This window comes from Allokutzneria sp. NRRL B-24872, assembly GCF_002155965.1.
Taxonomy (GTDB): Bacteria; Actinomycetota; Actinomycetes; order Mycobacteriales; family Pseudonocardiaceae; genus Allokutzneria.
This window is the reverse complement of the sequence record NZ_MUMH01000064.1, coordinates 155,933-166,847: the sequence shown is the minus strand read 5'-3', so window position 1 is coordinate 166,847 and position 10,915 is coordinate 155,933. Positions and strand designations below refer to the sequence as shown.

The window sequence follows — 10,915 nt, the reverse complement described above, 5'->3', positions numbered from 1 at the left end:
GCGCTGAATGACTCATTGAGGTACTTCAACGGACTGAATGAGTCATTGAGGTACTTGAGCGCCCCCAATGACTCATTCAGGTGCTTCCCCTCAACGCCCTGAACGACCCGTTCAGGTACTTGAACGCACCAAACGACCCGTTCAGGGCTTCACGAGCGCCTCAATGACTCGTTCATGTGGTTGAACGTGCTGAACGAGTCATTCGCGTGGTCCAACGTGCTGAACGAGTCATTCAGCACGTTCAACGTGGTGAAGGAGTCATTCAGGTGGACGGGGTCAGCGGGGTTCGGCGGCGATGCGCTGGACGACCGGGAGGAGGTCGGTGTCGAGGAGGTCGGTGAGCAGGATGGCCGCGACGCGGTGCTGCCGGTCGAGGACGATGGTCGACGGCACGATGTTGCGCGGGTAGTTGCGCAGCGCCAGGAGCGAGCGCCCGGCCGGGTCGTAGATCGACGGGTAGGTGATCTTGCGGTCGCGGAGGAAGTCGGCGGGGGCGGTGCGCGAGGGGTCCTTCACGTCGATGCCGAGGAACCGCACTCCGGAGTCCTTGGTCTGCTGGTGCACGCGCTCCAGGTCGTCGGCCTCGGTGCGGCAGGCCACGCACCACGCGCCCCAGATGTTGAGCACGACGACCTCGTCCCGGTAGTCCGAGACCTTGATCGTCTTGCCCTCCTCCAACAAGCTCTCGCCCTCGATCGCGGGGAGCTTCTTGCGGTCGGCACCGTCGTAGAAGATCTTGGTCTGCCCGCCGGGCGCCACGAAGGTGAACTCGTCGCCCGGCGCCGCGTCGCAGCCCGCCACCAGCAGCAGCGCCAACGCGGCCAGGAAGAATCTCATGCCCCGGTCACCCTCGGGTCGGTCTTGCCGACCGGCTCGGCGTAGACGATCTTCACCAGCTGCTCGTCCTCGAAGATCAGCGACGTCAGCGAGGCCAGCGAGCACTGCCTGCGGCGCGGATCGTGCCAGAGCCGCCTGCCCTCCAGGAACCGCCGCAGCGTCCAGATCGGCAGCTGGTGGGAGACCACGACAGCCTCGTGTCCGGCCGCGACGGCCCTCGCGCGCTGCACGGCGCCGAGCATCCGGTGCGCGATCTTGAAGTACGGCTCGCCCCAGGACGGGCGGAACGGGTTGTACAGCTTCGGCCAGTTCGCGGGCGAGCGCAGCGCGCCGTCGCCGACCGCGACCCGCATGCCCTCGAACTTGTTCGCCGACTCGATCAGCCGGTCATCGGTCGCGAGCTCCAGGTGGTGCGACTCCACCAGCGGCCGCGCGGTCTGCTGCGCGCGTTCCAGGGGCGATGCGACCACGTGCACGATGTCGTGGTCGGTCAGGAACTCGGCGACGAGCTTGGCCTGCTGCTGGCCGGCACCGGAGAGGCGGAACCCGGGGAGGCGGCCGTAGAGGATGCCCTGCGGGTTGTAGACCTCGCCGTGCCGCATCACGTGGACAACGGTCTTGGTCACGCCTTGTCCTCCTCGCGGGCGGCGGCGGCAGCCGCGGCGGCGGCGTGCGGCAGGGCTTCGGTGATCACGTTGAACGCGTCGTCGTCGAGCGCAGCGGAGACGAACCACGCCTCGAAGGCGCTCGGCGGCGCGTAGACTCCGCGCTCCAGCAGCGCGTGGAAGAACGGCGGGAAGCGCCAGGTCTGCGCGGCCTTGGCGCCCTCGTAGTCGCGCACCGGGTCCTCGGTGAAGAACACGCTGACCAGGTTGCCCGCGTACTGCACGCGGTGCGCGACGCCCTCGGCGGTGAGCGCGTCGGTGAACAGCTGCCCGAGCTTGCGTGCGTTGCGGTCCAGTGCCCGGTAGACCTCGGCGTCGGCGGCGCGCAGCGTGGCGAGGCCAGCAGCGACGGCGACGGGGTTCCCGGAGAGCGTGCCCGCCTGGTAGACGGGGCCAGCCGGAGCGAGCTTGGCCATCACGTCGGCACGGCCGCCGAACGCCGCAGCCGGAAGACCACCGGACATGACCTTGCCGAAGGTGTAGAGGTCGCCCGCGACGCCCTCGACGCCGAACCACCCCGCCGAGGAGACGCGGAAGCCGGTCATCACCTCGTCCATGACGAGCAGCGCGCCGTTCTCGTGGCACAGCGAACGCAGCCCGGCGTTGAAGCCCGGCTCCGGCGCGATGGCGCCCATGTTGCCCGGCGCCGCCTCGGTGATCACGCAGGCGATGTCGGCGCCGTGCGAGGCGAAGGCCGCCCGCACCGCGTCGAGGTCGTTGTAGGGCAGCACGAGCGTGTCCTCGGCCTGCGCGCCGGTCACGCCGGGCGTGGTCGGCAGGCCGAGCGTGGCCACGCCGGAGCCCGCCTGGGCGAGCAGCGCGTCGACGTGCCCGTGGTAGCACCCGGCGAACTTGACCACCTTGCGGCGCCCGGTGAAACCGCGCGCGAGGCGGATGGCGCTCATCGTCGCCTCGGTGCCGGAGTTGACCAGGCGCACCTGCTCGACGGGCTCGACCCGCGCGATCAGCTCTTCGGCCAGCTCGATCTCGCCCTCGGTCGGCGTGCCGAAGGACAGGCCGGCGGAGGCGGCGCGCTGGACGGCGTCGACCACGGCCGGGTGCGCGTGCCCCAAGATCATCGGACCCCACGACGCGACCAGGTCGACGTAGCGGTTGCCGTCGGCGTCGAAGAGGTGCGGGCCCTCGCCGCGCACCATGAACCTCGGCGTCCCCCCGACCGAGTGGAAGGCGCGGACCGGCGAGTTCACCCCGCCCGGCGTCGCGGCGGACGCGCGCTTGAACAGGGCTGCGGATGTCTCGGAACCGGAGTGTGCGGTCACCCCTCCAGTGTGGCAACCGGCGTGCGGTGCTCCGTCACGAGCCCCCGTGACGTGCCCCACGCAACCGCACCTCGAAGCTCGCGCCCTCGCCGGGAGCCGTCCGCACAGCGACTTCTCCGCCGTGCGAAGCCACGATCGCCGCCACGATGGCCAGCCCGAGCCCGGTGCCACCGCCGCTGCTCCTGCTGCGCCCCGCGTCCGCGCGGTAGAAGCGCTCGAAGATCCGCTCAGCGTCCTCCGCCGCGAGTCCGGGTCCGTGGTCGGTCACGCTCAGCACGACGTCCTCGCCGTCCGGGCGCGCAGCGACCTCGACCTCCTCGGAGGTGTGCCGGAGCGCGTTGCCGACGAGGTTCGCGAGCACCTGCCGCAGCTGGTCCTCGTCACCGCGCACGGTCAGCCCGCTCGGTTCCCCCAGCTTCAGCCGCACCTGCCGCCCCGGCTCGACGGCGTGCGCGTCGGCGACCGCGTCCACCGCGAGCACGGCCAGGTCGACCAGGTCGTCACGCCGCGAACGCTCCTGGTCCAGACGCGCGAGCAGGAGGAGGTCGTCGACGAGCAGCCCCATCCGCGCGGCCTCGTCCTCGATGCGGCGCAACGGTTGTTCCGGATCGGTCGCCGCACCCTGGCGGTACAGCTCCGCGTAGCCCCTGATCGAGGTCAGCGGCGTTCGCAGCTCGTGGCTGGCGTCGGCGACGAACCGCCGCATCCGCTCCTCCGAGCGCCGCGCGGCCTCCTCGGAACGCCGTTGCGCGCTGAAGGAGTCCTCGATCCGCACGAGCATCGTGTTGAGCGCCGCCGCCAATCCGCCGACCTCGGTGCTCTCCGGCCGCGCGGGCACGCGGCTGGAGAGGTCCCCGTCGGCGATGCGCTGCGCCGTCTCCCGCACCTCGTCCAGCGGGCGCAGGCTGGCCCGGACGAGGGTCTGGCCGAGCGCGCCGAGCAGCGTCAGCACGATGCCGCCGATCGCCAGCAGCGTGATCGCCAGCGCCTCGACCACGTCCTCCACGTCGTCCAAAGTGGACGCTGTCACGAAGAACCTGCCGCCGCCCGCGTCCCGCACCATGATCCGCCACGACCCACCGTCCACTGTGGACGGCACGGTGGCGAGCCCGCGCGGCAGCACTCCGGCGAGCACCGGGCTGCCCTGGAACTGGACGTCGACCATCCGCTGCTCGGCGAGCACGCGCCCGGTGGCGTCGGTGGCCTGGACCAGGAACGTGCCGGGCAGGTGCGCGCGGCTGCCCGTGGGTGACCCGCGTCCGGGCGGGCGCAGGTCGAGCTGGCTCACGTCGATCTCCGAGAGCCGCTTGTCGACCTGGGACTGCAAGTTGTTGCGCACGGCCGCGACCGCCAGCAGACCGACCACGACCATGCCGCCAGCGACCAGCACGGACAGGCCGACGACGAGCTGCGAGCGCAGGGGCACGCGGTCGAGCCTGGACCGGAACCAGGCGCGCATCACCGGGTTCCCGGCGGCTCGCGCAGCACGTAACCGATGCCGCGCACGGTGTGGATCAGCCGCGGCTGCGTCGAGTCGACCTTCCTGCGCAGGTAGGAGATGTAGGACTCGACCACCCCGGCCTCGCCGCCGAAGTCGTAGCGCCACACCGCGTCCAGGATCGATGCCCGCGACAGCACCTTGCCCGCGTTGCTGAGCAGGTGGTGCAGCAGCTTGAACTCCGTCGGCGACAACCGCACCGGCTCACCGGCGCGGCGCACCACGTAGGCGTCCTCGTCGAGCTCCAAGTCCGCGCAGCGCAACACTTTCCGCAGTTCCGGGCTTGGCGCGCGACTGCGCCGGAGCACCGCCTCCACCCTCGCGATCACCTCTTCGAGGCTGAACGGCTTGGTGACGTAGTCGTCGCCGCCGAGGGTCAGCCCGGTGACCTTGTCCTCCGCGGCGTCGCGTGCGGTCAGGAACAGCACGGGAACCCGGCCGCCCGTCGCGCGCAACGCGCTGATCACCTCGAAGCCGCTCATGTCCGGCAGCATCACGTCCAGCACCACGAGGTCCGGGCGGTCCAGTTCGGCGACGGCGAGCGCGTCGGCCCCGTCCGCAGCGGTGCGGACCTTGAAGCCCGCGTAGCCCAGGCTCGCCGCGAGAAGGTCCCGGATGGCCGGCTCGTCGTCGACGACGAGCACGCGCACCCTGTCGTCAGCCACGATCAGTCAGCCACTGTCAGTCAGTCAGCCAGCTCGACCGGCTCGAACTTGCCGCGCTTGGCCAGCAGCGCCTGGCGAACAGCGTCCAGCACCAGCAATCCGGCCGCCGTGCACAGGCCCGCCGCGAGCATCCACCACTGCCCCTCGTACCGCTCCAACTGGAACGGCTGGCCGCTCTGCCTGGGGTACTCCATGGGCACGATGCCGCGCTGCCACGCCCAGACCGCGATGAGGACGAACACGACCGCGAGCACGACCTCCGCGCCGACGATCCACCAGCGCTTGGGCTGGTGCAGGCGCGGTTCCCGGTGTTCGACCATGGCGCCTAGCCTCTCACGACGGCCGTTCCAGGAGCCGGATCAGGGCGTCCCGCAGGGCTTGCGCGTCGCGCGCCCACGCCAGCACCACGGCCCCGTCGTCGAGCCGGATCGGCAGCGCCGTCGCGCCCTTCGGCACGCTCCACCCCCCGCCGAGCACCTTCGCGCCGACCTGGGCGCCCACGTCGGTGACCGCCTCGATCCGCTCGACCGGAAGGTCCTCCCGGCCCTGGCGCAGCACGAACGGCGTCAGCTCCACCGCGCCGATCGCCCGCCGCGCACGCACCCACACCGCCGCCGCGACGGTGAACGCGAGCGCGACCAGCACCCACGTGCCCAGTCCCATCCCGCCCGGCCGCAGCAGTTCCACGACCACGCCGACCAGGCAGAACGCCGGGCCCCAGAGCACCGGCCACCAGCTCGCCCCGCGCTCGGCGTAGAGCACGGGAGCGGGCTCGTCGAAGCCCGGCCGCATCAGCGCGCTTCGCGGGCCGTGGCCAGCCAGTCCGTGGTCGGCTGCCGCCAGGTCATCATCAGCGCGCCGGTCACCAGCGCGATGATCAGGATCAGCACGGCGTTGAACGAGCCGCCGGAGAGCAGCAGGAACACGTGGAACACCGAGGCCGCGATCAGCGCGACCCGCGTCCACGCGAATCCCTTGCGCAGCAACACCGCCAGGATGATGTAGACCACCGCGAAGCCCAGCTGGAAGATCGTCTTCTGCCAGAGCACGTTGTTCAGGAACGCGTCGACGCTCTCCGGCGGGACGATCCCGGCGTCAGCGACCGCCTTGCGGATGTTGCTCTGCTCCAACCAGGTGAGCAGCACGTCCAGCGCGCAGAAGGTCGACAGCGCCAGCCACACGGCGACTGCGGTGCGCACGGACTTGGCCGACACTGCCGGTTCTTTGCTCATGCTCGGGGCCTCGCGAAGTAGCGGTTGGAGGCGGGCGCGTACAGCAGCACGGGCACCGCGACGATGGTGGCGATCGTGATCAGCGCAAACGCACTGGGCGAGCTGAGGTCCACGCCGTGACGGCTGGTCATCAGCCAGCCGAGGCCACCAACGCACAGCACAGTGACCACGGCGCGAGCCCAGTTCTTCCCGCCGCGCATCATGCCCACGACCGTCAGCGCCAGTGCGGCAACAACCCCGTTCACGACGGCGGCGAACAGCATCGAACCGCCGAAGGCGTCCGCGAACGCCTTGAGGAACCCGCCGGGCGGCGCGTCGTTGGCCGCGTCGACCAGCGAGCTGCCCAGGTGGATCGCCGAGAGGACGACCCCCAGCGTCGTGAGCGCGATGACCACGGCGACCACGCTGAGCCAGAACGCGACCTCGACGGTCTTCGGGCGCGGCTGGGGCGTGGTCACGCGTGCACGGTAGCCGACCGCCGCCGGATCACCCCTGGAGCTCGGGCTTGGCGAAGTAGCGGTTGGACGCGGGCACGTACAGCAGCACGATCACCGCGATGTTCACCGCGAAGACGAACAGCGCCAAGAACCCCGGCGCGCTGAGCGCCACGCCGTTGACGGTGGCCTGCATTCCGGCGAGCCCGAACACCAACACCACCGTCAGCACGATCCGGGCCCAGTTCTTCCGCTGTCGCATCAGGATCGCGAAGGTCACGAGCACTCCCGCGAGGATCACCGTCACGACCACCGACATGGTCATGGCGTTGTTGACCATGTCCTGGACGTATGCCTCCTGGCGCTCCGACGGGACGAAATCGAAGCGCCGGACGACGTGGCTGAGCATGGCGACCACGTCCTCGCGCTGGGCGAAGTAGTAGGCGAGCGACACGAACGCGCTGAGCGCGCTGACCACGCTCAACCGGAAGGCGAACTCGACCGTCTTCGGTCGCGGGAGCCGCTGCTGCTCAGTCATTCGTGAAAATTATTGGCGAACCCTCATACCTGTCCCCGGCTTCGAGGTTCGGCGAAGTAAGCGTTCGCGGTCGGCATCACCATCAGCAGCGTCGCGAAGACCGACAGCCCGACCATGCTCATGCCGTACCAGTCGGTGTCGACCCAGAACGAGGACACGGCGGAGACCACCGTCAGCCCGATCAGCACCACGCGCGCCCACCCCCGCCCGGCGAGCATCCGCAGCGCGAACCACACGTAGGCGGCGGCCAGCGCGAGCACCGCGACGCACACCACCCCGATCACCACCCCGGCGCCGAAGCGGACCACGCCGGAGTCCAGCTGCACCGAGTCGCCGCGCAGCACCGCGCCCGCGCGCTCCTCGTCCAGGGCCTCATCGGTCAGCAGGTGCCCGTCGGCGAGCACCAGCGGGATGAGCACGACCTCCAGCGCGGCGGCCGCGATCCACGCCCAGAACGAGATCACCACCTCACGGGGCCGCACGGGCGCGCGCCGACCGTCGTCGATCTCCGGGGCAGAGATCTCCGGGGCCGAGGGCAGCGACGACGGGTCAGGAGCAGTGGTCACACCCTCGACATCCGCCGCGAACCACGGACCGTTACCAAAATCGCCCGACCGGGTAACTCAGCGCAACGGGCGCCGGGGCATGCGCAGCGGCGCCATCTTCGCGAAGTACGCCAGCGACTCCCGCCGGAACATCAGCACGAGCGCGGTGGCGTCCAGCGCGAGCACGGTCGTCCCGAAGACCACGTCCAGCGCCGTCACCTGGAGCCCCGCCGTCGCGGTCACCCCACCGGCCAGCCCCACGAGCCCGAGCACGTTGAGGCTCACGCCGATCACCCCGAACACGACCAGCACCATCCGCGCCCACGGGAAACCCGCCAGCATCCGCGAGGACAGCCACGCGTAGATCGCGATGAAGCCCAGCGACAGCGCCAACCCCATGAACACCGAGGCCGAAGCCGCCGAGTCGACCTGGTCGAAGGGCAGGTCCGGGCGCATGGCCTGGAGCTGGTTCATGATCGCTTCGCGGTCGGAGAGCTTGGTGAGGGCCCGGCCCATGCTGACCACCGTGCTGGCGATCCAGAGCACCCGGGCCAGCTGCAACGGCTGCGGGGCCGGGGCTGGGGCCTGCTCCGAGGTCACCTCTGGTTCAGCCACTGCGCGGCTTCCACTGCCCAGTAGGTGAGGATGACGTCCGCGCCGGCGCGCCTGATCGAGGTCAGCGTCTCCAGCACGGCGGGCTTGCGGTCGATCCAGCCGTTGGCCGCGGCGGCCTCGATCATCGCGTACTCACCGGAGATCTGGTACGCCGCAACGGGAACGTCGGAGATCTCGGCGATCGCGCGGATCACGTCGAGGTAGGCCCCGGCGGGCTTGACCATCACCACGTCGGCGCCCTCGGCGAGGTCGAGCTGCACCTCGCGCAGGGACTCGCGGACGTTGGCGCTGTCCTGCTGGTAGGTCTTGCGGTCGCCCTTGAGCTGCGACTCCACCGCCTCGCGGAACGGGCCGTAGAACGCCGAGGAGTACTTCGCCGAGTACGCGAGGATGCCGGTGTCCAGCAGGCCCGCGCGGTCCAGCGCTTCGCGGATGATGCCGACCTGGCCGTCCATCATCCCGCTGGGGCCGATGAGGTGGGCGCCGGATTCGGCCTGCGCCACGGCCATCTCGCCGTAGATGCTCAGCGTCGCGTCGTTGTCCACCGAGCCGTCCGGGGCCAGCACGCCGCAGTGCCCGTGGTCGGTGAACTCGTCCAGGCAGCAGTCGGACATCAGCACGGTGGCGTCGCCGACCTCGGCGCGGACGTCGCGCAGGGCCACGTTGAGGATGCCGTCGGGGTCGATGCCGCCGGAGCCCGTGGCGTCACGGGTCTCGGGGACGCCGAAGAGCATCAGCCCGCCGACCCCCGCCTCCACCGCCTCCGCGGCGGCCTTGCGCAGCGAGTCACGGGTGTGCTGGAAGACGCCGGGCATCGAGCGGATCGCGACCGGCTCGCGGGCGCCTTCCTTGACGAACATCGGCAGCACGAGCTGGCGCGGCTCGACGGTGGTCTCGGCGACGAGCCTGCGGATCGCCGGGTTGCGGCGCAGTCGGCGCGGGCGGTGGGTGGGGAACACGGGCACTACTTCCCTTCTCGGGAAACCTTGCTGTGAAGCCAAAGCGGCGCGGTGAAGACAAAGCGGCCCCGGGCGAGGACACGCCCGGGGCCGCGGTGGCACTGCTGGAACCGCGGTCAGCGGCGGGCGCGCTTGGTCTTGCGCGGGGGCGGCAGAGCACCCTCCGCGCGCAGCCGGTTGGCGTGCTCGGCGAGCGCGTCGACCAGTGCGGGCACCTGGGCGAGGTCCGGCTGCACGTCCACGCGCAGGCCGAACTCCTTGGCGGTCTCGGCCGTCTGCGGGCCGATGCACGCCACCAGGGTGCGGGCGTGCGGCTTGCCCGCGATGCCCACCAGGTTGCGGACGGTGGAGGACGAGGTGAAGCACACCGCGTCGAAGCCACCGGTCTTGATCATCTCGCGGGTGTCCGCAGGCGGCGGGGCCGCGCGCACGGTGCGGTAGGCGGTGACGTCGTCGATCTCCCAGCCGCGCTCGCGCATCCCGGCGGCCAGCGTCTCCGTGGCGATGTCCGCCCTGGGCAGCAGCACCCGGTCGACCGGGTCCAGGATGTCGTCGTGCGGCGGGAACTCGGCGAGCAGGCCCTCGCTGGACTGCTCCCCGGAGGGGACCAGCTCGGGGATGATGCCGAAGGAGCGCACCTTCGCCGCCGTGGCCTCGCCGATGCAGGCGATCTTCACGCCGGAGAACGCGCGGGCGTCCAAGCCGAACTCGGCGAACTTCTCCCACACCGCGCGGACCGCGTTGGTCGAGGTGAACACGACCCACTGGTAGCGGCCGTCCACCAGGCCCTTGACCGCGCGCTCCATCTGCGCGGGGCTGCGCGGCGGCTCCACCGAGATCGTCGGCACCTCGACCGGGATGGCGCCGTGCGACCGGAGGCGCTCGCTCATCGCGCCGGCCTGCTCCTTGGTGCGGGGCACCAGGACGCGCCAGCCGTAGAGCGCCCGCGACTCCCACCAGGACAGCTTCGCCCGGTTCGCGACGGCTCCGCCGACGGTCACCACGAGCGGGCCTGCGAGGTCACCGGCGTCGCTGGCGAGCGAGGCCAGCGCGGTGTCGACGGTCTTCTGCGCGCAGGAGGTGCCCTCGGTGGTCACCGAGACCGGGGTCTGCGGTGCGAGGCCCTGCTCCACCAGCGAGGACGCCGCCTCGGCGAGGTGGCTGGCCGAGGCGTGCAGCACCAGGGTGCCCGGAGCGGCGGCCAGTGCGGCCCAGTCCACGCTGCCGCGCACGTCGGCCTCGGTGTGCACCGCGCCGAGCGCGACACCGGCGTAGGCCGGGACCGCGGTGCCCGCGGCGACGCCGGGGACCACGTCGAAGGCGATGGTGGACTTGGCGACGGAGGCGGCCTCCTCGACCACCGCGTCGGCGGTCAGCGGGTCACCGGCGACGAGCCGGACCACAGAGCGGCCGTTCTTGGCCTCGTTCACCAGGTCCTTGGCCACGTCGGCGGGCTCGCCCACCGCGGGCCGGACCTCGGCCGTCTCCGGAACCAGGGCGGCGACCTCCACCGGGACGTCCGGGTCGGTGACCACGAGTTCGGCCCTGGTCAACAGCTCCTGGGCCCGGACGGTCAGCAGACCGAGATCACCAGGTCCGGAACCGACGAAGGCCACCCGTCCTGGGGTCTTGCGAGCGCGGGTCATC

The 10,915-nt window shown here is 71.1% G+C and carries 14 protein-coding genes; all 14 read right to left on the bottom strand.

The window, feature by feature from the left end; genetic code table 11:
• Positions 1–276 precede the first annotated feature (276 nt).
• Entirely contained in the window at positions 277–837 is a 561-nt protein-coding gene (locus tag CCN37_RS18075) for a TlpA disulfide reductase family protein (RefSeq protein ID WP_086822073.1), read from the bottom strand.
• Entirely contained in the window at positions 834–1,439 is a 606-nt protein-coding gene (locus CCN37_RS18070) for a histidine phosphatase family protein (RefSeq protein ID WP_086822140.1), read from the bottom strand. The genes CCN37_RS18075 and CCN37_RS18070 overlap by 4 nt, the downstream gene beginning before the upstream one ends.
• Positions 1,440–1,459: 20 nt before the next feature.
• Positions 1,460–2,782, bottom strand: coding sequence for a glutamate-1-semialdehyde 2,1-aminomutase (gene hemL, locus CCN37_RS18065; RefSeq protein WP_086822070.1), 1,323 nt, complete (start codon positions 2,780–2,782; stop codon positions 1,460–1,462).
• A gap of 34 nt (positions 2,783–2,816) precedes the next feature.
• Positions 2,817–4,208, bottom strand: a complete 1,392-nt coding sequence (locus CCN37_RS18060) for a cell wall metabolism sensor histidine kinase WalK (protein WP_210408093.1) — start codon at positions 4,206–4,208, stop codon at positions 2,817–2,819.
• A 32-nt stretch (positions 4,209–4,240) separates the two neighbouring features.
• On the bottom strand, positions 4,241–4,945 hold the full coding sequence (locus CCN37_RS18055) for a response regulator transcription factor (protein ID WP_371504449.1): 705 nt from the start codon (positions 4,943–4,945) through the stop codon (positions 4,241–4,243).
• A 20-nt stretch (positions 4,946–4,965) separates the two neighbouring features.
• Positions 4,966–5,265: a hypothetical protein gene (locus CCN37_RS18050; RefSeq protein WP_086822062.1), complete on the bottom strand. Its 300-nt coding sequence runs from the start codon at positions 5,263–5,265 to the stop codon at positions 4,966–4,968.
• Positions 5,266–5,278: 13 nt separating this feature from the next.
• On the bottom strand, positions 5,279–5,737 hold the full coding sequence (locus CCN37_RS18045; protein ID WP_086822060.1) for a hypothetical protein: 459 nt from the start codon (positions 5,735–5,737) through the stop codon (positions 5,279–5,281).
• On the bottom strand, positions 5,737–6,177 hold the full coding sequence (locus tag CCN37_RS18040; protein ID WP_143261664.1) for a hypothetical protein: 441 nt from the start codon (positions 6,175–6,177) through the stop codon (positions 5,737–5,739). The genes CCN37_RS18045 and CCN37_RS18040 overlap by 1 nt, the downstream gene beginning before the upstream one ends.
• A complete protein-coding gene (locus tag CCN37_RS18035) occupies positions 6,174–6,635 on the bottom strand; it encodes a hypothetical protein (RefSeq protein WP_086822055.1) in 462 nt (153 codons plus the stop codon). The genes CCN37_RS18040 and CCN37_RS18035 overlap by 4 nt, the downstream gene beginning before the upstream one ends.
• A gap of 28 nt (positions 6,636–6,663) precedes the next feature.
• A complete protein-coding gene (locus CCN37_RS18030) occupies positions 6,664–7,149 on the bottom strand; it encodes a hypothetical protein (RefSeq protein ID WP_086822052.1) in 486 nt (161 codons plus the stop codon).
• 23 nt (positions 7,150–7,172) lie between these two features.
• Positions 7,173–7,715 carry a hypothetical protein gene (locus tag CCN37_RS18025; protein WP_086822049.1) on the bottom strand — a complete coding sequence of 181 codons (543 nt, stop codon included), beginning with the start codon at positions 7,713–7,715 and terminating at the stop codon, positions 7,173–7,175.
• A 57-nt stretch (positions 7,716–7,772) separates the two neighbouring features.
• Complete coding sequence (locus tag CCN37_RS18020; protein WP_143261663.1) at positions 7,773–8,309, bottom strand: hypothetical protein; 537 nt, start codon at positions 8,307–8,309, stop codon at positions 7,773–7,775.
• Positions 8,291–9,268: a porphobilinogen synthase gene (hemB, locus tag CCN37_RS18015; protein WP_086822137.1), complete on the bottom strand. Its 978-nt coding sequence runs from the start codon at positions 9,266–9,268 to the stop codon at positions 8,291–8,293. The genes CCN37_RS18020 and hemB overlap by 19 nt, the downstream gene beginning before the upstream one ends.
• 116 nt (positions 9,269–9,384) lie before the next feature.
• Entirely contained in the window at positions 9,385–10,914 is a 1,530-nt protein-coding gene (locus tag CCN37_RS18010; RefSeq protein WP_086822043.1) for a bifunctional uroporphyrinogen-III C-methyltransferase/uroporphyrinogen-III synthase, read from the bottom strand.
• Between the last annotated feature and the right edge of the window lies 1 nt (position 10,915).